Annotated in this window: 25 protein-coding genes and 2 pseudogenes; 15 read left to right on the top strand and 12 right to left on the bottom strand. The window is 43.1% G+C overall.

Going from position 1 to position 20540, the window contains the following annotated elements; all coding sequences use genetic code 11:
• Nucleotides 1-2: 2 nt before the first annotated feature.
• Nucleotides 3-1256: a M48 family metallopeptidase gene (locus FD973_RS08270; RefSeq protein ID WP_215322872.1), complete on the bottom strand. Its 1254-nt coding sequence runs from the start codon at nt 1254-1256 to the stop codon at nt 3-5.
• A gap of 15 nt (nt 1257-1271) precedes the next feature.
• Between FD973_RS08270 and orn the strand changes: the two genes are divergently transcribed.
• On the top strand, nt 1272-1859 hold the full coding sequence (gene orn / locus FD973_RS08265; RefSeq protein WP_215322871.1) for an oligoribonuclease: 588 nt from the start codon (nt 1272-1274) through the stop codon (nt 1857-1859).
• A 55-nt stretch (nt 1860-1914) separates the two neighbouring features.
• Here orn and mog read toward each other — a convergent pair whose 3' ends face one another.
• Entirely contained in the window at nt 1915-2538 is a 624-nt protein-coding gene (mog, locus tag FD973_RS08260) for a molybdopterin adenylyltransferase (RefSeq protein ID WP_215322870.1), read from the bottom strand.
• Between the two features lie 71 nt (nt 2539-2609).
• Between mog and pmbA the strand changes: the two genes are divergently transcribed.
• The 3 genes from pmbA (at nt 2610) to FD973_RS08245 (ending at nt 5897) form a co-directional block, all read left to right on the top strand.
• The gene (pmbA, locus tag FD973_RS08255) at nt 2610-3911 is read left to right on the top strand and encodes a metalloprotease PmbA (RefSeq protein ID WP_371816884.1); all 1302 of its coding nucleotides are present in this window, start codon (nt 2610-2612) and stop codon (nt 3909-3911) included.
• 33 nt (nt 3912-3944) lie between these two features.
• Complete coding sequence (locus FD973_RS08250) at nt 3945-5027, top strand: TRAP transporter substrate-binding protein (RefSeq protein ID WP_215322868.1); 1083 nt, start codon at nt 3945-3947, stop codon at nt 5025-5027.
• An 84-nt stretch (nt 5028-5111) separates the two neighbouring features.
• Entirely contained in the window at nt 5112-5897 is a 786-nt protein-coding gene (locus tag FD973_RS08245; RefSeq protein ID WP_215322867.1) for a sulfite exporter TauE/SafE family protein, read from the top strand.
• A gap of 14 nt (nt 5898-5911) precedes the next feature.
• On the opposite strand, the gene FD973_RS08240 is transcribed toward FD973_RS08245, so the two are convergent.
• A complete protein-coding gene (locus FD973_RS08240; RefSeq protein WP_215322866.1) occupies nt 5912-6577 on the bottom strand; it encodes an alpha/beta hydrolase in 666 nt (221 codons plus the stop codon).
• Between the two features lie 33 nt (nt 6578-6610).
• On the bottom strand, nt 6611-7252 hold the full coding sequence (locus tag FD973_RS08235) for an energy-coupling factor ABC transporter permease (protein WP_215322865.1): 642 nt from the start codon (nt 7250-7252) through the stop codon (nt 6611-6613).
• Between the two features lie 134 nt (nt 7253-7386).
• On the opposite strand from FD973_RS08235, the pseudogene FD973_RS08230 reads away from it, so the two are divergent.
• From FD973_RS08230 to FD973_RS08220, 3 genes and pseudogenes are all read left to right on the top strand, one after another.
• A pseudogene (locus tag FD973_RS08230) lies at nt 7387-8615 on the top strand (dicarboxylate/amino acid:cation symporter).
• An 83-nt stretch (nt 8616-8698) separates the two neighbouring features.
• A complete protein-coding gene (locus tag FD973_RS08225) occupies nt 8699-8926 on the top strand; it encodes a hypothetical protein (RefSeq protein ID WP_215322864.1) in 228 nt (75 codons plus the stop codon).
• Complete coding sequence (locus FD973_RS08220) at nt 8926-9300, top strand: hypothetical protein (RefSeq protein ID WP_215322863.1); 375 nt, start codon at nt 8926-8928, stop codon at nt 9298-9300. The genes FD973_RS08225 and FD973_RS08220 overlap by 1 nt, the downstream gene beginning before the upstream one ends.
• Nucleotides 9301-9308: 8 nt before the next feature.
• Here FD973_RS08220 and FD973_RS08215 read toward each other — a convergent pair whose 3' ends face one another.
• Both FD973_RS08215 and FD973_RS08210 read right to left on the bottom strand, forming a co-directional pair.
• A complete protein-coding gene (locus tag FD973_RS08215; protein WP_215322862.1) occupies nt 9309-9527 on the bottom strand; it encodes a hypothetical protein in 219 nt (72 codons plus the stop codon).
• Nucleotides 9528-9728: 201 nt separating this feature from the next.
• Entirely contained in the window at nt 9729-10079 is a 351-nt protein-coding gene (locus FD973_RS08210) for an HNH endonuclease signature motif containing protein (RefSeq protein ID WP_215322861.1), read from the bottom strand.
• A gap of 72 nt (nt 10080-10151) precedes the next feature.
• Here FD973_RS08210 and FD973_RS08205 point away from each other — a divergent pair, with 72 nt between their 5' ends.
• The 4 genes from FD973_RS08205 (at nt 10152) to FD973_RS08190 (ending at nt 12564) form a co-directional block, all read left to right on the top strand.
• Complete coding sequence (locus tag FD973_RS08205; RefSeq protein WP_215322860.1) at nt 10152-10421, top strand: TIGR03643 family protein; 270 nt, start codon at nt 10152-10154, stop codon at nt 10419-10421.
• Nucleotides 10418-11953, top strand: a complete 1536-nt coding sequence (locus FD973_RS08200; RefSeq protein ID WP_215322859.1) for a cryptochrome/photolyase family protein — start codon at nt 10418-10420, stop codon at nt 11951-11953. Before FD973_RS08205 ends, FD973_RS08200 begins: the two co-directional genes overlap by 4 nt.
• Before the next feature lie 9 nt (nt 11954-11962).
• Nucleotides 11963-12115, top strand: a complete 153-nt coding sequence (locus tag FD973_RS08195) for a DUF2256 domain-containing protein (protein WP_215322858.1) — start codon at nt 11963-11965, stop codon at nt 12113-12115.
• A gap of 101 nt (nt 12116-12216) precedes the next feature.
• The gene (locus FD973_RS08190) at nt 12217-12564 is read left to right on the top strand and encodes a hypothetical protein (RefSeq protein WP_215322857.1); all 348 of its coding nucleotides are present in this window, start codon (nt 12217-12219) and stop codon (nt 12562-12564) included.
• A gap of 69 nt (nt 12565-12633) precedes the next feature.
• Here FD973_RS08190 and FD973_RS08185 read toward each other — a convergent pair whose 3' ends face one another.
• The 3 genes from FD973_RS08185 to FD973_RS08175 form a co-directional block, all read right to left on the bottom strand.
• A complete protein-coding gene (locus FD973_RS08185; RefSeq protein ID WP_215322856.1) occupies nt 12634-12996 on the bottom strand; it encodes a Rap1a/Tai family immunity protein in 363 nt (120 codons plus the stop codon).
• A gap of 51 nt (nt 12997-13047) precedes the next feature.
• Nucleotides 13048-14241, bottom strand: coding sequence for a DUF3300 domain-containing protein (locus FD973_RS08180; RefSeq protein WP_215322855.1), 1194 nt, complete (start codon nt 14239-14241; stop codon nt 13048-13050).
• Nucleotides 14242-14396: 155 nt separating this feature from the next.
• A complete protein-coding gene (locus FD973_RS08175; RefSeq protein WP_215322854.1) occupies nt 14397-15131 on the bottom strand; it encodes a hypothetical protein in 735 nt (244 codons plus the stop codon).
• Between the two features lie 167 nt (nt 15132-15298).
• Here FD973_RS08175 and FD973_RS08170 point away from each other — a divergent pair, with 167 nt between their 5' ends.
• Together FD973_RS08170 and FD973_RS08165 are read left to right on the top strand one after the other, a co-directional pair.
• Nucleotides 15299-15928, top strand: a complete 630-nt coding sequence (locus FD973_RS08170) for a glutathione S-transferase (RefSeq protein ID WP_215322853.1) — start codon at nt 15299-15301, stop codon at nt 15926-15928.
• 21 nt (nt 15929-15949) lie between these two features.
• The gene (locus tag FD973_RS08165; RefSeq protein ID WP_215322852.1) at nt 15950-16279 is read left to right on the top strand and encodes a multidrug efflux SMR transporter; all 330 of its coding nucleotides are present in this window, start codon (nt 15950-15952) and stop codon (nt 16277-16279) included.
• A 57-nt stretch (nt 16280-16336) separates the two neighbouring features.
• Here the strand turns inward: FD973_RS08165 and FD973_RS08160 are convergent, their stop codons facing one another.
• The 3 genes from FD973_RS08160 to FD973_RS08150 all read right to left on the bottom strand — a co-directional run bounded on the left by FD973_RS08160 (nt 16337) and on the right by FD973_RS08150 (nt 19112).
• A complete protein-coding gene (locus FD973_RS08160) occupies nt 16337-17179 on the bottom strand; it encodes a DUF6671 family protein (RefSeq protein ID WP_215322851.1) in 843 nt (280 codons plus the stop codon).
• Nucleotides 17180-17190: 11 nt separating this feature from the next.
• Nucleotides 17191-18168 (bottom strand): sodium-dependent bicarbonate transport family permease, encoded by a 978-nt coding sequence (locus FD973_RS08155; RefSeq protein WP_215322850.1) that lies wholly within the window; start codon nt 18166-18168, stop codon nt 17191-17193.
• Between the two features lie 62 nt (nt 18169-18230).
• The gene (locus tag FD973_RS08150) at nt 18231-19112 is read right to left on the bottom strand and encodes a LysR family transcriptional regulator (RefSeq protein WP_215322849.1); all 882 of its coding nucleotides are present in this window, start codon (nt 19110-19112) and stop codon (nt 18231-18233) included.
• A gap of 133 nt (nt 19113-19245) precedes the next feature.
• Between FD973_RS08150 and FD973_RS11075 the strand changes: the two are divergent.
• Together FD973_RS11075 and FD973_RS11070 are read left to right on the top strand one after the other, a co-directional pair.
• Nucleotides 19246-19899 (top strand): annotated as a pseudogene (locus tag FD973_RS11075) (TerC family protein); the annotation flags it as partial.
• Entirely contained in the window at nt 19897-20511 is a 615-nt protein-coding gene (locus FD973_RS11070) for a universal stress protein (protein WP_371816883.1), read from the top strand. The pseudogene FD973_RS11075 and the gene FD973_RS11070, both read left to right, overlap by 3 nt.
• Nucleotides 20512-20540 lie beyond the last annotated feature (29 nt).

Genomic DNA, 20540 nt, shown 5'->3' with positions numbered 1-20540 from the left:
TTTTAAGAATTGAATCGCTGCAAGTTAGCAATGCGCAGTGGTGCGGTCGGATGCGAGCTATAAAAGGCGGTATAGATCGGATCAGGTGTTAGGGTCGATGCATTGTCTTGATACAGCTTTACTAATGCGCTAATTAAATCTTTGGAGGAAGATTTTTCAGCTGCAAATCCATCTGCTTCGTATTCATGTTTACGAGATGCGATGCTCGATAGCGGGGTGAAGAAAAAGCTGAACACGGGCGAGACCAGCATAAACAAAGCTAAAGCAAGGCCACCGTTATAGCCATTGAGATTGGGCATAACACCCAAATCTGTATAGAACCATGCTTTGGTACTTATCCAACCTAAGAGCGCAAACATGCCAAAACTCAGGGCAAAAGAGACTAGTAAACGTTTGCGAATATGTTTGCACTTAAAGTGACCTAGTTCATGAGCTAATACCGCCTCTACTTCTCCAGGATTTAGTTTTTCAATTAAGGTGTCAAAAAATACAATACGTTTAGCTTTGCCCATCCCGGCAAAGAAAGCGTTTCCATGCGCACTTCGTTTACTGCCATCCATCACAAATAATCCCTGACTCGCAAAATCACAGCGCGCCAGCAATGCTTCAATTTGTGTTTTTAACGGCCCATCTTCAAGAGCCTGAAATTTATTAAAGAGCGGGGCGATAAATGTGGGGAAGATCCATTGCATCAGCAGGCTAAAAGCCGTCAAGACACCCCATGCCCACAACCACCATAAATCACCAGCTTTGGCCATTAAAGTCAAAATGACCCACAGGAGAGGAATGCCGATAGCGCCACCAACTGCTATGCCTTTAAACATGTCAACAAAGAACAGTTTTTTCCCCATACGATTAAAGCCGAAGCGCTCTTCAAGGTAGAACTGTTTGTACCAAGAGAAAGGAATGTCAATCAGCCCTGAGATAATGACAATTGAAACAAGTAGGGCGATTTGCTGGGTAATTCCCTCGCCAAGTAATTGTAGTAAGGCCAAATTCAGAATCTGCAATCCGCCAAGCAAAGTGAAGCCAATTAAAATGATGGCGCTGACCCCATTTTCTAAAATCCCGAGACGCAATTTTGCAATGGTGTAATCGGCTGCTTTTTGATGCTCTGCTAGAGTTACCTTTTCAGCAAATTCTGCTGGAACTGTACTGCGATGTTGAGCAACATGTCGAATTTGGCGTTGGGAAAGCCAATGGCGCAAGCCAAAGCTGGAAATGAAAGCGATTAGGAAAACAATTGTGAATGTCATGAGATCATTATAGATATGAGCGAGCAAACGAACACAGCAGCAACCAAGGTGGCGCCAGCCAATGAACATCTTATTTGGGTAGATATGGAGATGTCAGGGCTAGATCCAGAAAAGGAGCGCATTTTGGAGATTGCCATCATCATTACTGATGCCCATCTCAATACCATCGCCACAGCTCCGGTTTGGGTGGTGCATCAAGATGATGCTGTTTTAGATGCAATGGATGCTTGGAATAAAGGCACTCATGGCCGTTCAGGTTTGATTGATAAGGTGAGGGCATCCACATCTGATGAGCAAACAGTCGAGGCTGAATGTATTGCATTTTTGAAAAAATATATTAAGGCTGGAATTGCTCCAATGTGTGGAAATACTATTGGGCAAGATAGGCGTTTTATGGCGAAATATATGCCAAAGCTAGAGGCTTATTTCCATTATCGAAATATTGATGTATCTACCTTGAAGGAGCTTTGCAAACGCTGGCATCCTGAATTAGTGAAAGGTTTTACTAAGAAGCAAGCCCATACGGCTTTAGCTGATATTGAGGAATCTATTGAAGAGTTAAAGTATTACCGTGAAAAATTTATTGTGCCTCTGCCGCAATAAATAAAAAGGTCTGCATTGCAGACCTTTTTTGTTAGCCATACTTAATCAAAGTAAATTATTTTTTAATTGCGCTTTTGGGCCTAAAGACTTTAATCACTGTTTCATCGGTCTCAATGTAAGGGCCTCCAATCAAGTCAATGCAGTAGGGTACTGCTGCAAAAATGCCTGGCACAATTGATTTTCCATCTGCGTCCTTAAGACCCTCTAAGGTCTCTGCGATTGCTTTAGGTTGTCCGGGAAGATTGATCACTAGTGCAGCATGATCATTAATCTCCCTAAGAACAGCAGTTTGTCTTGATAGGATCGCGGTTGGCACAAAATTTAGGCTAATTTGGCGCATTTGCTCGCCAAAACCAGGCATTTCACGTGTACCTGCTTCGCGGGTGGCTTCTGGTGTTACATCTCTCCTAGAAGGTCCTGTACCGCCAGTAGTGAGCACCAAGTCACACCCCATCTCATCTACTAGCTCAACGATCGTTTCTGTGATGATTTCAGACTCGTCAGCAATTAGTCTTTCGTGGAAAGCACAAGGATTGCTAATGGCTTTTTGAAGCCAAGTCTGCAGGGCAGGGATGCCCTCATCCTGATAGACGCCTTTGCTGGCGCGATCCGATATCGAGATGAGACCAATTTTGACCTCATTGGGGCTATTTCGCTTTAGGGCTTCGGTATGCTTCATGTTCTTATTCTAGCTATTATTAGGGTATGTTTACATATACATCTCATCAGTTTCAAGAAATCATTGATTTCATGCTCAAAGAGGCCAAAAAAAGGGGTGCCTCAGATGCTGTGGCAGAAGTTTCTGAAGGTCAGGGTCTATCCGTTACGGTTCGCAAAGGCGAAGTTGAAACCATTGAGCAAAGTCTCGACAAACAAGTAGGCGTCACCTTATTTTTGGGTCACCACCGTGGCAATGCTAGTACAAGTGATTTTTCTAAAGAATCCTTGCGGGCAACTGTTGATGCCGCATTTCACATCGCTCAGCATACGGCAGAGGATGTTTGTGCCGGCCCAGCTGAAGCTGAGTTTCTAGAAAAAAATCCATTGGATTTGGATTTATTCCATCCTTGGAATATCGATGCCGCCAACGCCGTACAAATTGCACGGAGTGCTGAAGGATCTGCATTTGCGGTAAGTAAACAAATCCAGAATAGCGATGGCGCATCTGTTTCTGCGCATCATGCTCATTTTATGATGGGAACTTCCAATGGATTCATGGGGGGATATCCCTTTTCTCGTCACTATATTTCATGCGCACCGATTGCAACTGAGCGTGGCAAGAAAGCGCGCATGCAACGAGATGACTGGTATTCCAGTTCTCGTATTCCGGAAGAATTAGCTGATCCTGCAGATATTGGCAAATACGCGGCCCAGAGAGCCTTATCCCGTTTAAATGCGAGGTCCTTGACTACTAGACGTTGCCCAGTCATTTTTGAAGCGCCTTTGGCTACGGGTTTGTTAGGTGGTTTGGTGCAAGCTGTTTCGGGTGGCGCTTTATATCGTCGCTCTAGCTTTTTGCTGGATAGCTTGGGCAAGCAGGTATTACCCAAACATGTCAGCTTATTTGAAAACCCACATCTAAAGTCCATGACTGGGAGTGCGCCATTCGATGAAGAGGGTGTAAAGACTTCTGCAAGAACGGTAGTAGATAAGGGAATATTGGAAGGATATTTTTTGTCGACTTATTCCGCTCGCAAGCTTGGCATGAAGACTACTGGGAATGCTGGTGGCTCCCATCACCTCACGTTGCAAAGCAAAAAAACTCCAAAGGGTGGTTTGCCAGCCCTCTTGAAAGAGATGGGCACTGGTTTATTGGTAACTGAGTTGATGGGTCAAGGAGTGAATTACGTAACGGGTGATTATTCTCGCGGTGCTTTTGGATATTGGGTGGAGAATGGAGAAATTCAGTACCCAGTAGAAGAGGTGACCATTGCTGGTAATTTACGGGATATGCTCTTAGATATTCAATTGATTGGCAGTGATACATTAATACGCGGTACAAAAGAGACGGGGTCAATATTGCTTGGCTCAATGACGATTGGCGGAAAATAAACGCCTATTGATTTTTTTAAAGGGGATGGAGAGATGAAAAGACGTTCGTTTTTAAAGAAAGCCACCATTGGTGCTGGTGCAGCAGCTTTAGCGGCGCCATCGATCGCACAAGGTCTACCGACTTTGAATTGGCGGCTTGTTTCAAGCTTTCCTAAATCATTAGATACCTTATACGGTACCCCTGAAGTATTTGCCAATGCATTACGCAAGGCAACAGATGGGAAATTTAATGTCAAAGTTTTTGCAGCAGGAGAAGTAGTTCCCGCTCTTCAGGTATTGGATGCCGTTCAAAACGGAACAGTGGAGTGTGGGCACACTGCGAGTTATTACTATCTTGGTAAAAATAGCGCATTTATTTTTGATACTGCTGCGCCATTCGGTTTGACTGCACGTCAACAGTCTGCTTGGATGCTTCATGGTAACGGCATGAAATTAATGCGCGAACTATATGCCAGCTATAACATTGTTAATTTTTTGGGCGGACAAACTGGTACACAAATGGGTGGTTGGTTCCGTAAGGAGATCAAATCGCCAGAGGATTTCAAAGGGTTGAAATTCCGTATTGCAGGATTTGCTGGTCAAGTATTGGCAAAGCTAGGCGTTGTGCCACAACAGCTTCCAGCTGGAGAGATTTATTCTGCCCTAGAAAAAGGAACGATTGATGCGGCAGAATTTGTTGGGCCTTACGATGATGAGAAGTTGGGTTTGGCTAAGGTGGCAAAAAATTATTACTATCCCGCTTTTTGGGAAGGTGCGGCCGGGCTTTCATTTTTAGTGAACAAAAAACAATGGGAATCATTGCCGCCTTCTTATCAAGCTGCTTGGGAGGCTGCTTGCTATGAGGCGCACACAGATATGTGTGCTAAGTATGATGCTCTCAATCCACCTGCGTTACAGCGTCTTCTTCAGAATGGCGCCGTATTGCGCAAGTTTAATACCGCAGTGATGGATGCTTGTTTTAAAGCTAGCCAAGAAACTTATGCTGAAGAGTCAGCAAAGAATCCGCAATTTAAAAAGATCTTTGACGACTATCGTGCTTTTAGGAATATGGAAGCGCAATGGTTTAATGTGGCAGAACAAGCGTTTGCTCAATATAGTTTTAATAAGAAGCTTTGAGATATCAACTCTGAATCAAAGGGCTCCATGTGAGCCCTTTTTCTTTGGCGGATACTAAGTTCCATATCTTGGTAAGATCCATAAATGTTTGAATTACTTGTTTCTTCTATTCTTCAATCTTTTCACGCGCACTCATTCACTTTTTTTGTTTGCGCAATCCTGAGTGTCTTTATTGTTGGCGTTTCCAAAAGTGGATTCGGCGCTGGGCTTGGCATCCTCTCTCTTCCGTTAATGGCTAGTCAATCTAGTATTAATGAAGCATTGGCTATCTTATTGCCACTTTTAATTGCTATTGATTTGGTTGGGATGCGTCGATTCTTGCGGAATGCTGATTGGCGAATCCTGAAGCTCATTACTCCGCCCGCAATACTCGGTCTTTTATTGGGCATGATTTTCTTTACTGCTATTACACCCAAGGTATTAACTCTCTCAATCGGAATTTTTACCTTGCTATTTTTAATTCAGAATCTAGCCATGTCGCATATGGATTTGAAAGAAACTAAGTCTTATCCGTGGCTTGGGCGCGTAATGGGCTTAACTTCAGGATTTACCTCTTTTGTTGCCCATATTGGTGGGCCTCCTATTACGGTATATATGTTGAGAGAAAAATTGCTACCGATGGTCTATACCTCTACCTTGGGCGTGTTTTTCACCATAATTAATTTTGGAAAGCTTGGTCCTTATGCGTATCTGGACCTTTTAAATTACAAACAATTCGCAACTTCGATTATCTTGTTGCCTTGCGTTCCGGCTGGTGTTTACTCTGGATTTTATATAGCCAAAAGGATCTCAATGAAATGGTATTACCGAGCAGTAAGATTTTTCTTGCTAGTTGCCAGTATTAAATTAATTGCTGATGGACTAATGTAATTCTTGGGTAATTATTAGCTTGAAATGAGTACTTGTCTTAAAAAACGAGAGATATCCGCAAGTTCTTCGTGATTTACAGAATGCTCCATAGGGTATTCATTCCACTCTACTGAGTAAGCCATTTTTTCTAATAAGTCATAAGATACTTGTGCGCGATCGATCGTGACTACTGGATCATAAGTGCCATGCGCCATGAAGATGGGTGTATTTGCATTCGCGGAATGTCTTTCGGTATTTGCTAGCATCGCAAGTGGCAGATAGCCTGATAGGGCAATGATGCCGGCAAGTCGGTGAGGGAAGCGCAATCCTATGTGCAGGGCCATTGCGCATCCTTGTGAAAACCCAGCTAAGACAATTTTGTCGTAGGAAATTCCACGATTAGCCTCTCTATCGATTAGTTCCACGATGGCTGCTGCTGATTTCTGGATGCCTGCTGCATCTTCTTGTGCCATGAGATTGCGGCCAATGATGTCATACCACGCAGGCATGACGTAACCGCCATTAACGGTGACCGGCATACTTGGCGCGCTTGGGAATATGAAGCGAATTCCTGGGCATCCCGTCAGCTTTAACTCGGGAACTATCGGCACAAAATCATTGCCATCGGCACCAAGGCCATGTAACCAGATGACTGCTGCAGTGGGGTTTGGGCTGGTTTCTAATTCAATGCAAGGGAGCATGACAATCTTCTTTGGAGTACCTTAAGTCGATGATTATCGACTCATATAAGCTTCTTCGTTATAAGTGGAGACCCAATGAGGTCTAAATATCAAAAGAATTGCTAGGAGCATTCCTGATAATGAGCCTTCCATGAAGGCAATAATAATGAGACCTAGTAACCATCCTTCAAGGTCTATTTGGCTAGTTGTGCCCATGGCCAATTGAATCAGCAGTAAAAAAACTCCAGACAATATAACGCTTACAAAAGCTGCCACATATCCGTTACCCATAATTAGTACGAATAAATGTTTTGGAATAAATCGCTGAATAATTTGTATGGATAGATAGGCAAATATCGTGGGTAGAACGCACACCATGAGGTAATGTTGAGAGGCCTCAACATAGCTTCCCTGGATGACATAAACCCCCAGGAAGGCGACCGGAAAGAGAATGGAGAGGGCAATGGCAGGCCCAAACATGGCCGTTAGTAAGGAGGCTCCATAAAAATGAAAGATCAAGCCATAAAACTTTCCAGAGGGCTGTCCAGGCAGGCTGGGTGAGATATTCCAGGCAATCGCCAGAAATAGGATGGCAGCTGGCCCAAGCCAAGCTAAGGGTGCCTTTGTAAAAGCACGAGGGGGGCTGAAATAAAGTGCCCCGAGAAAAATAGCTACTGCTAAACCAAGCCAAATCATGTTGTCCCTGACCCTAGGGTAAATGAATAACCCAGTCTAACCAAATTAGCAATAAAACCCATCGGCACTTTCACTAGGACAGCTCAATAACTAGGTAGAATCTACCATCACTCCCATTTTTATATAGGCTCAGCATGAACTCTAAAAAGCTAACCAACTTTATATTAGGTGCAATGGTTTTGGGGGTGCTTGTTGGATATCTTGTAAATCTTTATGGTGCAGGGTCTTCTTTTCCCGATCAGTATGTTAGATATATCTCTATCCTGACGGATGTATTTTTGCGCTTGATCAAAATGATTATTGCGCCGTTGGTATTTTCTACATTGGTGGTTGGTATTGCCAAAATGGGTGACGCTTCTACTATTGGTAGAGTGGGGTTAAAAACTTTTGCATGGTTTATTTCCATGTCATTTGTATCTTTACTGCTAGGTTTGGTAATGGTTAATATTCTGCAGCCCGGAATTGGTGTGGACTTAACTTTGCCAGAGATAGCGGCAAGTACTGGCCTAAATAAATCCGGCCTAAATCTGCCTGATTTTGTTAAGCATATATTCCCAGTCAGCATTTTTGATGCAATGGCTAAAAATGAGATCTTGCAGATAGTTGTGTTTGCTGTCTTCTTTGGTGTTGGTGCCGCAGGCATGGGCACACGCGCAGATGAATTCATTCGTAATCTGGATATGCTCTCGCACATCATGCTAAGAATCACGACAGCAGTAATGAAGCTAGCTCCAGTAGCTGTGTTCTCTGCGGTGTCATGTGTTATTGCTGAGAACGGTATTAGCATCTTGATGACGTATGGAAAATTCATGCTGAGTTTTATGCAGCAATTGCCACTCTATGGATAGTGATTATTTTGATTAGTTCGCTGGTTTTAAAGAGACGTACTTGGCGCCTAGTCAAAATGCTACGTGAGCCCGCTTTGCTTGCATTTACTACAGCAAGTTCCGAGGCTGCTTATCCGATGACTTTAGAAAGAGTCGAGCGTTTTGGTTGTAAAAACAAAATTGCATCTTTTGTTTTGCCGGTGGGCTATTCATTTAATTTAGATGGCTCGATGATGTATTGCACCTTTGCCGCAATCTTTATTGCGCAGGTATACGGCGTACAGATGGAGTTAACTCAGCAACTCTTGATGCTATTGGTATTAATGATTACCTCTAAGGGAATTGCTGGCGTGCCCCGTGCTTCCTTGGTGGTGATTGCTGCGACATTGTCTCAATTCAACCTACCTGAGGCAGGCGTTCTCTTGATTCTTGGGGTTGATCATTTCTTGGACATGGCGCGTTCAGCAACCAATGTTTTGGGCAATGGCCTGGCTACCGCAGTTATTTCGAAGTGGGAAGGTGAGCTAGAGGGGTAGTAAATGCCCTAATCGACTCTATTGATGATGTGCTCGGGTGTATATTGTTTATATAGCTTGATTTAGATAGAAAGGGTTTTGCAATGAAGCCGTTTTATATCGATTACCCCCAAGAGAAAATTGAAGAGCATCAACATGCTTATCGATGCCTTCATTGCAAGATTCCCACCACTGTTATCTTTGGCTTGCTCGAGAACCATGCCGATGATTGTTCCTATCGAATTCATCAGAGTAAGTGGACTCAATTGGAGGCTAAGCTTAAACCCCGCAAAGAGCATTTTGATGAACCCCATGTAGATGAGGTGGACTAATGAAAACGTATCCAATTGCTTTGGAATTGACTGTTTGGATGGATCTTGGGTTAAATCAGTACGAGGTTGCAATCGATGATGTTTCAAAGATTTCAATCAAGCGTACCGATGATGTGCTTCACACTAGGGATCTCACTGGAAATGAAGTGAGCACATTGATTGCTGCAATTGAATCGCTAAGGGTTCCAGTTAGCGAAGATGTATCAACATCAATTAATAAAGCCTCCTCAAGTTACGAATTAATCGTAGAGTCAGCGCATTTCTCCCTAGAGTTCAACTGGGAAGATGTTGATCTTCAGGGGGTTAATTCCAAAGCATTTGAATCTGTTGTGGCTTTGAAATCGGTGGTTGAGAGTTTGGATTTAGATCATTGAAATCTAAATCAAGCCTCTAGTACGACAAATTCTCCTTGCGAAACCCTATCCCTAAATTGGGAAAAGGAAAAAAGTGCCTTAATTCTTTTGGTGTTAATCACCTCAATTTTTCCATCAGGTGTCAGATTGGCAAGGTAGTCGCCTTCAGGAAATAAGGCTTCCGGAATGTTTTCAGTCTCGAGTATTTGAGCTGGTAATACCAGACTCTTTGTAATTTTTATACGCATGTCTTATATTAATTTTTAAGAAAGAGAAGCTCTTTTTCATTTGCACAACTTCATAGTTACATGCACCAATGATGGGATTTTCTAAAGGCGCTCAAATAAGCCATTAATAGGCGGGCGGCAAAGCCTCTTCAAGGATTTTTGGTCAATTTACTGCACTTAAGAGGTGCAAAACTATGCAGAGCTTCAGTAAAAATGAAAAGTTCATTTAGTTAACTTCACCCGAGAGCTCTTTCGGGTTTTTTCATAAAACGCATCTGGTTTTGAGGCTACCCAGCGAATAAATTTTCTCATCTCTGGATGCTCTCTTAGTAATTCTGCGTGATGGTATTGGTTGGCTAACTCTGTTTCGGTAAATAGGGCATGTATTTGTCTATGGCAAATCCGGTGAAGGTATTCGGTCATCTTCCCGCCCTTAGACTTGGGGATCAGGTGATGGGCATCCTTTTGTGATTCGGGAATAGGTCGATCACAAATCGGGCAAATCCATTCACTAGCCCTTTGAGTGAGGGGCTGATGCAGGGCAATCATTTTTTGACGAATTTTGCCGATCATAAATGTGATGAGATTTATCTTGAAGGGATTTAGCCTCAAGCTAGTTTATTAAATAAGTCTTAAACTTGCTGAGTGCCAAAGTTAAATCCTAAGAATCTCGCTGAACCTGATTTATCTCGCCTCATTGAGATGGCTTGGGAGGATCGGACACCATTTGATGCCATAGAGAAAAACTTTGGGTTGGGAGAGCCTCAAGTGATTGCAATCATGAGAAGAGAGCTCAAGCGCAGCACGTTTGAGTTGTGGCGCAAAAGAGTGACAGGAAGAGCGACCAAGCATATTGCTTTGCGAAGCGATGATGTATCGCGGGCTTATTGCCCAACCCAATACAAAAATAAATGAAGCATCCTGAGCGCTTGGTTTTGATCTTGGGAGATCAGCTTGATTTGCGGTCTTCCGCTTTAAGAGATATTGATCCTCAAAAAGATGAAATCATTATGATTGAATCCGCTAATGAGGCTCAATATGTCTGGTCTCATCAAGCCAAAATCGCTTTATTTCTATCAGCTATGCGCCATTTTGCGAGTGAGCTAGAAAAACTTGGGTATCCGCTCACCTATGTGAAGAATTCTCCGCTGTCGATTGTGGAGGTGCTCAAAGAGCAAATTTTGCGCCGGAATGTAAAGTGCTTGGTTTGCATTGAGCCAGGAGAGTGGCGATTAAAGCAGGCGATTGAAGCCTTGTCAAAAGAGCTCGGCATTTATCTTGAGATGCTTGAAGATGAGCATTTTTATTGTTCACGTAATGAATTTATTGAATGGGCTGCGAATAAAAAAGAATTTAGGCTGGAATACTTTTATCGCTTAATGCGCAAGAAGCATCAGATTTTGATTGATGGTGATGGTGAGCCTGAGGGTGGACAATGGAACTTCGATCAAGATAATCGCAAGCCATACCCTAAAAAAGGGCCTGGCATCATTGATGCCCCAGTATCTTTTGAGGTCGATCATATTACTCAGGAAGTATTGGATTTTGTTGCCAAGACTTATCCGAACCACCCTGGATCACTTCGCTCCTTTCATTGGCCAGTGACTAGAGATCAAGCTCTCAAAGCGCTGGAATATTTTGTTGAATATCGCTTGAGAAACTTTGGGATATATCAAGATGCGATGTGGGTTGACACCCCATTTGGTTGGCACTCCATACTGTCAAGCGCTTTGAATCTGAAATTACTAAATCCCCGCGAGGTGGTAGAAGCTGTTTTAGTGGCATGGAAAAAATACTCTCTAGATCTTTCGACTGTAGAAGGATTTATTCGGCAGATATTGGGATGGCGTGAGTTTGTGCGGGGTATGTATTTCCTAGATATGCCCAAGATGGCAGAAGACAACCATTACCAGCATAAGCGCCCTTTACCCCAATGGTATTGGACTGGGCAAACGGGTATGTCCTGCATGCGGGATGCTATCGGCCAAACCTTGAAGTATGGTTATGCTCACCACATTCAGCGCTTAATGGTGACTGGTAATTTCGCGTTACTCGCAGAAATATTGCCGCAGGCCGTTTGCGAATGGTACCTAGCAATTTATGTAGATGCGATTGAATGGGTTGAGCTACCTAACACCGCAGGCATGGCCTTATTTGCCAATGGTGGAAGGTTTACCAGCAAGCCTTATATCGCTAGCGGTGCTTACATTAAACGCATGAGCAACTACTGTGGATCTTGCAAATATAAGCCCGAGGTTCGTTTTGGGGAAGAGGCATGCCCAATCACTACCTTATATTGGAATTTTCTGATTAAACATCGCAAGCAGTTTGAATCCAATCCAAGAACTCGATTAATGACGGCTAATTTAAAGAAAATTAGCGATGAAGATCAAGAAAAAATTTCCTTGCATGCAAAAGAACTTCTAAATGACCTTGATGTACTTTGAGGTATTGAAATGAAAAATTCATTTAAAGGTAATAAAAGTTTTTTACCCACTAAGATTTGCGTTACCTGTAAAAAAGAAATGACCTGGAGAAAGTCTTGGGCTAAAAACTGGGAATCTGTGAAATATTGTTCGGACGTCTGTAGAAATAAAAAACCTTCATAGTTGGCGAGGACAAAATATTTTCATCAAACCCTGTCAACTCGCCTAAAAGCTGACCCGTTATGTAGGAAAGGACTGAGTTCCTTTAAGACTAGGAGGTCTGTATGAAAAAGTTACTAATTTGCCTGCTTACCGGTGTCATGCTTACGGGGGTCGCTGCATCAGCAAGCGCCCATGAGGGTTGGCGTGGCGGCTATGGCGGGTATCGCGGGTACGAGGTCCATGAGGGTTGGCGTGGCGGGTGGCGTGGTGCTGGCTGGGTTCCTTTTGCGGCTGGAGCTGTAGCAGGCGTAGTGGTTGCTAATGCATATAGCAGGCCTGCGCCTTATTACTATGCCCCTCAATATGCTTACGCTCCTCCACCACAAACTGCAGTGTTTTGCCCTGAAAATGGGCTTTATTACCCTCAAACTCAAGCTTGCCCAAGTGGTTGGCAGCGAGTGCGTTATTAAAAGTTAAGGTTGAGAGAGTTAAAAAATAAGGCCACTAAGAAGTGGCCTTATATGTCTTTATTGTTGCAATTACTTAGCAGCTTTTCCGCACGGGAATCGACCGGCTAGGAATCGCAAAATAGTGTCTGCTGCTGGCTCATTAGCATACTTGGAGTTTGCATCCGCCCAGTTAACGTATTCCTGAATAATTTCTTTGCGTGTTGGAGCTGGTTGATTTACGCAAATAAACTCCGGAGCTGATTTAGGGTGACGGGTCACCAAGTAAGTGTCATAAACAGCTTGGCCATAAATCTCGCAGGTAATAAAAGTACCGTTAGTTCCTTTGCAATCTTGCAATAGTTCTTGTGTGCTGATCATGTTTGCTGCTTTAGATCCAGTTGAAAATCCTAGAGCCAAAGTGGTTAATGTCATTAATAAAATCTGCTTTTTCATGATTGATCTTTCGTGTATTGGTTTTATTGGTTAATTTCAAATTAGCTTGGTTTAACGTCTGCCGCGGAATCCGCCGCCGCCGAAGTGTTCACCGCCAGAGCGGGCGCCGCCGCCACCGAATCGGTCGCCGCCGCCACTAAATCTGGCACCACGGGCATCTCCAAAACCACTTGAGTCACTTCTAAAGTTATTTTGTCTTCCAGTATCGCGGCTACCATAATTGCGATCACCGCTATATCGATCGCCACCAGAGCGATCGTTTTGCCCAAAGCTTCTATCGCCACCACTACGATTGCCATCGCGACTACCAAAACTGCCACGCTCATCGCCACTGATGCCATTACGTTGTAAATTTTGGCGCAATTGGTCTCGTTCAGCATCACGACTTAAGTTGTTGCCGCCACCACCTAAATTGGCATTACGGCGTTGCGCATCTGCCTGCCAATTACTGGTATTGCCACGAAGATTGCCGTTCCAATTGTTATTGGTATTGCGATTAAAGTTGTTGAAGTTATTGTTGTTGATGGTGAGTGAGTTACCACCTCCCCATCCCCCTCCCCAACCTCCACCACCCCAATGGATTCCACCCCAAAGTGCGGCACCAACTGCCATGCCAACGCCAAAGGATAGAAGGGCTGTACCTACTCCATATCCGGGTGGATAGTAGGAAACGGGTGGGTAAGCAGGATATGGCCATGCGCCATAGACTACGTTTGGATTGTAGGTAGGCACATAAACTACTTGTGGATTAGCGGGCTGAATCATGATGGTTTCAGATGAGCCACTACCTTGAGTTGTTACAGTTTGTTGTGGAGTTGATTGCAATGCGCCAGAAGCTTTAGCTTTAGCGCGCAATGCTTGAATTGCGCTCATCGTATCGGACTGTTGGGCCAATACAGCATTTCCTAAATTTTGAGTCCAGTTTAATTGTGAACCCATCATTTCTAGAACAGGTGGAAAAGATACCAAAGACTTAACGCTAGGATCCCAGTTTTGTTGTTGTAGGGCATTGTTTAATGCATTACCTTTAAGGCCACCATTAGAGCGTAACCAGTTAGTTGCTTCAGAAACTTCGAGCGGGTAAGTGGACGCCATCAAGATTTGTGAAACCAACGGGTCTGGGTATAAGGCAATGGGTGCTACCAAGGCTTCCAATTGAGCCTGGGATTGTTTGGCTCCCTGAGTTTGACCGCTATTTTGTGCATAAGTTACTGGCACAACCGCTGGCAAACTTAAGGCGGTCATCAGTAATCCTGCTAGTAACCGGGATGGAAGTCCCTGCTTTTTTGTTGCTAACATTAGATTGTCCTTCTGAATAAATAGAGAAATAATTCTACTCAAATTTTGAGGAAAAATTTAAAAATGGGTCTTACCGCCTTGATGGGCCTCTAGACCTTGTTTTATAGCGGTTTTTGTCCGAATAAGACCGATTGATAGCAATCAATAAAGGCGTTGTTATTTGAGGATTGGCTACTGCATAGTTTGGGTATGGACTGGGTGCGGTTGTAAAGCTCTATGCGATTTACCCTCTGTGGCGATGGCAAGCTTTCGAATAAATTACCACGTTGACGAAGATATTCATTATCGAAACCAATGACCCCGAATTGCTGCATTTCATAGTCTGTCAGTTTATAGGTCTGCTTGGTTTGGTGAGAGAGCATTACATCAATCAAACCATTCTTTATACCCATTTCTGAAAGGTATTGATGTGCTTCACTATTAAAGCTAGTGAGCCTAAATGAGTTAGATAAACTTTGTGAGGAGTCAATTTCCTTGAGGATTACTCCATTACGATTGGTTAAGGTAAGTCTTCCAGCATGAACGCCAACGGTTCCGCTATTAGCAGCGCGAACTACACCGCTCGCCAGAATGAATACACAGGCGCTTTCACATTGACCGGTGACAAAAATTTGTGCTTTTTGACGACGTAATATTCTTCCAATTTTTAATGCTGCTTGACCATCTCCTCCAGGGCTATTCATGAGCACTATTAAACCGCCAGGAATGGGATCTGAATTTACCCAGCCAGATAACTCTTGCTCAACTTGATGAAGGGTGTTTGTTGTAATAATTCCGTCGATTCGTAAGACGCGTGGCGCCGCCTTAGAGGGAGCTGCATACGTGTATTGGTTCAAGCAGAGAACTAGCAGGAAAAAGAAAAAACTCTTCATTGGTATCTAATGTGTTTGAATTTCTAACTCTATACGAAATTTAGTGGTTTTCGTATAGTATGGAATTAAAGTGACAAAAGACTAGTCTGTTAGCTAAGGCTAAAAATTTAAGTGCCTTTGAGCATTCAATCATGCTGCCTATTTTGTATTCTTATCGACGATGTCCTTATGCCATGCGCGCCCGCATGGCATTACATTACTCGGGTACTCAAGTAGAGCACAGAGAAATTGAATTAAGAAACAAGCCCAAATCAATGCTCTTAGTCTCCCCTAAAGGAACCGTTCCAGTTCTTTGTGTGGAGGATCTGGTTTTGGATGAAAGTTTAGACATCATGCACTGGGCTTTAGATCAATGTGACCCTCAGGGGTGGAGAAATGTTGATAAGTCAATTGCTCAAGATTGGATTGAGAAAAACGACGGACCGTTTAAGGTTCTTTTGGATCAATATAAATACCCAGAACGAAATCCTCAGCTCAATCAGGAAGAGATCCTGCAGAAAGTTTGCACCTTGATGCTGGAACCAATGGAGCATGCATTGAAGGCTAACAAATATCTGCTGGGAAACAAAATATCTTGGGTAGACATAGCTATTTTTCCATTCATTAGACAGTTTTCGATGGTTAATCCAATGCGCTTTGAGGAATTAAAACTACCTGCTATAAAAAAATGGCTAAGACAGCATTTGGATTCAGAGCTATTTGATGCTGTCATGCAGAAGTATCCCGTTTGGAGGGGTGAGATGGCACCCATTCATAGATAAAAATTTTTTAGAGGAGTAAATATGGCCTGGCTTATTTTAGGATTTGCGATTATTACCGAGGTGATAGCGACAACTGCTTTGAAGTACACCGAAGGTTTTACCAAGATGGTCCCAACAGCGGTTTCGTTGCTAGGTTATGGATTATCTTTCTTTGCCCTCTCTAGAATCTTGAATCAGATTCCTTTGGCTATTGCCTACGCCATATGGTCAGGCGCAGGAATATCCCTTGTTGGCATCATTGGTTGGTTATGGCTTGGTCAAAAACTAGACGCAGGTGCTCTCATTGGAATTGGGCTGATCATCACTGGCGTGATTGTTATCAATCTTTTTTCTACATCCATCTCACATTGATTAAGCGCTTATTCCTCGACTAGAATTCCTGACAAACATCTCAAAGAATAAGAAGGGTCAGGGGTTACAGTGATTGCACTTAGAGGGGTCAGCAAATTTGAAAACTTTCATGCCCTCAGTGACTTCGTGATCACATTTTAGACATCCCCAAATTTTGGCAATTTCTTCATCTGTTGCAAGACCACATCGGTTGCATGGCAGACCACGTTTGATATCTCTAATCCAAAATCCTGGTGTTTTGCATTGAGGGCACAAGGAATTCATTTTCTTTGCAAGATCTAATGTGGCTTTTTGGATGTTTTCCATTCGTGTGGGGTTGGCAAATGCGCGTAAATCATTCTCCACATAGACCAAGCCTTTTAAGGATAAGTTTTTAGCCCAATCAAAAGCATCTTTTAGCTCAGAAATATCTTTAATCCCCTTGATGGATTGGGGATGATATTCATCTGTTGGCTTTATAACTAAATAATGCGATGGGAAGAGCGCAGATTCTGCGAACTTCATCAACTCTTCCCATTGATGAATGTATGCGTTAGAGCTTTGTGCCGGAGCACTAGAAAAGCCTGTAATTTCTAGTTGATTCTTTTGATCTGCTAATAAAACCAATTCGTTATTCCAAGGTATTACTCCCGTATAAGGGTCATTGATGAAAGAACCCTCATTGGCTAAGCCTAAGTCAAGCTTTTGAAGATCCATGCCAATCATGGCTTTCTTGCGAGCAGCATCTATTTGAGTGCCGTACCTAGGTGTTTCTTGCGTAAACGTACCCAGCAGATCTGTGTCATACGCATCAGTGTGACTTACAAGACAACCTGTTTCTGAGCTGAGAATTGGAGAAATAATCCGCTCTTTACCATGCTTTGTTAGGAGGCTAACTGATCGTCCAGTAAAAATACCCATACTTTTAATAGTTAAGCGGCACTAAAAAAATAGGAAGCAATAATGGTGTATAGCGGAATCCCGAAAATAATGTTGAATGGAAATGTAATTCCCAAGGACATTCCCATGTATAAGGCGGGATTCACTTCAGGTAGAGCATGGCGCAGTACTGCTGGCACAGCAATATAAGAAGCGCTAGATGCGAGGACCATTAACAAAATGGTGTTACCAAGTGGAAGTCCAATAAGCTTGCAAAGAGCAAGGGCCAGTAGGGCATGTGACAGCGGTGAACCTATTGCATACAGAAGAGTAATAGGGGGCTTTCCCCTGAGGCCTTTGAAGTTTCTAGCGGCCATTAACCCCATATCTAAGAGGAAAAAAGACAACATGCCCTTGAATAAATCAATTGAGAATGGGGCCATTAACTTATGTCCAGAGTCTCCACTGATTAAGGCAACTACCATGGATCCCAGTAGGAGAAGTTGAGCTCCATCTGTAAAAGATTCATGTAGTATTTTAGAAATGCCAGCTGATGGATGTGGGGTTGAGGTGTCAGCATTCATGAAGGTCCTCGCTTTGTTGGCTAGAACGATGGCAATGATGATAGCTGGTGATTCCATGAGGGCCATTGCAGCTGCCATGTGTCCACCATAAGCAATATCAAATTGATCTAAATATTGAGTGGCCGTAATAAAAGTCACTGCGCTTACTGATCCGTATGTTGCTGCAATCGCAGCAGCATCGAATGCGCTGAGTTTTCTTCTTAATATTGAATACGCTATTGCTGGTATGAGGATGGCTAAAAAAACTGCCAATCCTAAAGAGAGGGCAATTTCGGTAGTAAATCCAGACTTGTGAAGCGCGAAGCCGCCCTTGAGTCCGAGGGCCATTAATAAATAGAGTGAAAGAAAGCGAGAAATCTGAGGTGGGATTTCAAGGTTAGACTTCACAGATCCTGCAAATACTCCAAAGATAAAAAATAGAATCGCAGGATCAAGGAAATTAGTCATGAACCCATTCTATGTCTTACTGGAAAATTTTTCTTATCCCCACACATCTTAGGCTTAAAAACCTATTGCTGCTCAATAATTGCTTGAACTAGGGGGTGCTGAATCTTTTTGTCATGGCGAATGGCGTAGAAATATTCATAAATTCCATCGCAGACTCCCATTAACTCAATACCATAGGTAACCTTCAAGTCGTTTTCAATGAGCTTGCCAGCAGGAAATATTCCAAGTCCGCTGGCAGCAAAGGTTTTTAGCAGGGCGCTATCTTCAAACTCCCCAACAATATTGGGGGTGATGTCATGCTTTACTAGCCACTGGTCAATTAATTGGCGAACAGTGGAGTGTGATGTGGGCATTAAGATGGGAAGCTCATTAAGACATTGGGGAAATTTCCCCTTTGCTTTTTTAATTAACTGTTTTGGCGCGTACCAAGCAACCATTGTTTTGGTTAATTCTTCGCTATAAACATGGAGATTCTTATTGCTAGGCGCCGGACGGTCAGCCAAGATGATGTCAAGACGATGCAAGGCAAGGTCTGCTAATAAATCATCAAACTCACCTTCGTGAGCAATGAGTTGCACATCCTTGTGTTTCAGAATGGGTTCTAGTAATTGTCTAGTAACTAGCTTTGGCAGCCCATCAGAAACACCAATGGTAAGTTTCATTTTTGGAGATTTTGCTGCATCTCGAACGGCTTCTGGTAGCTTCTCACCAATGGAGAAAATCTGATCTGCTATTTCTAGTGCCGCAAACCCTGATTCGGTGAGAGTAATACCTCTTCCAGCCGGTTTAAAAAGCATATAGCCCAGTGATTTTTCTAATTCATGCACTTGTGAGCTGATGGTTTGGATTGCCATATTCAGTCTGTCAGCTGCTTTAGACATACTGCCTTCTTTGGCGACCACCCAGAAATAATAAAGATGACGGTAGTTGTAGGAATGAGTCATATTCAGTTTTTTTCAGAATTAATATCAATATATCTCTGCTTTTAGCTAAGCACAAATACACTTAAATTAACCCCATAACAAGTCATGGTTTTATGACTTTCCCGATGAATAAACATGAATAGAGGTTAATCAATTGGAACTATTTAGTCCTGAGTTTTTTTCAGCATTGCTTGCAATCGTCGTCATCGATTTGGTTTTGGCTGGAGATAATGCCATTGTGATTGCGATGGCAGCAAGAAACTTGCCAACTCATCTCCAAAAGAAGGCGATTGTTTGGGGTGCGGTCGGAGCGATAGCGGTAAGGAGTGCGATGACCTTAGCCGTTGTGTATCTACTAAAGATTCCAGGCTTGATGTTGGTCGGAGGCTTATTGCTGCTGTGGATTGCTTACAAGCTTTTAACCCCAGAAAATGAGGGCGATGGAAGTCACGATCATGCCTCCACAAGTTTTTGGGGAGCAATGAAGACGATTGTGATTGCTGATGCTGTGATGGGTTTAGATAATGTTTTGGCTGTAGCAGGAGCCTCGCATGGAAGTTATGTGTTGGTAGTGTTGGGTTTGTTAATTAGTATTCCTGTCGTTATTTGGGGTTCAACCCAAATTCTCAAGTTGGTAGAGCGTTTTCCATCTATCACTTATTTAGGGGCGGGAGTGCTAGCGTGGACCGCAGCAAAGATGATGATTGGCGAACCAGTAGTGCAGAAACTGCAACTATTTCAAAACCCGATTATTGAATACGGCGTTCAAGCGGTTGTTATTTTTGGGGTGTTAATCAGTGGCTATATGAAGGGTAGGTTTGTGACCGAAGAGAGCAATTCGCTGGCTACGGTTGAGACTACTCCATACGAATTTAAATCTAGCGTGCAGTCTTTTAATGAAGGAGATGAGGCGATGACTAAAGTTCTAATTCCAGTTGATGGTTCAAAAAATTCTATGATGGCCTTAAAACATGCTGTCAATGTATATGGTAAAGAGCAGGTGCATTTTCATTTGTGCAATGTGCAACCTACCATTTATAGGCATATTGGAAAATTTTTCAACAAGCAGACGATTGGTGAGTGGCAAGCTGAGCGTGCAAAAAAGGCGGCGGTATCGGCTTCAAAATTTTTAGAGAAGAAGGGTGTTAGTTACTCCTTTACATACGTCGTTGGTGATAAAGGGGAGGCATTGCGAGATGAGGCGCAACGTTTGATGTGTGAGCGCATTGTGATTGGAACTTCAAAGAAAAATATCCTAAGTCGTTTATTTGAAAATTCAACTACTGCAAAATTACTGGAAATCAGCGATATACCAGTTGAGGTTGTTACTGGGCAGTCGGTATCAACTCTAGAGCGTTGGGGTATCCCTGCGATTGGTGCTGGCGCGGCAACCGCTCTTGTAGCAGCAGTGCTTGATTAACTTTTTATCCTGCGGCCTCTTTATGCCCT

The sequence above is a fragment of the Polynucleobacter sp. MWH-Braz-FAM2G genome (assembly GCF_018687635.1).
Lineage (GTDB): Bacteria > Pseudomonadota > Gammaproteobacteria > Burkholderiales > Burkholderiaceae > Polynucleobacter.
The sequence above is the reverse complement of the archived record's forward strand: the minus strand, read 5'-3'. Positions and strand labels throughout refer to the sequence as shown.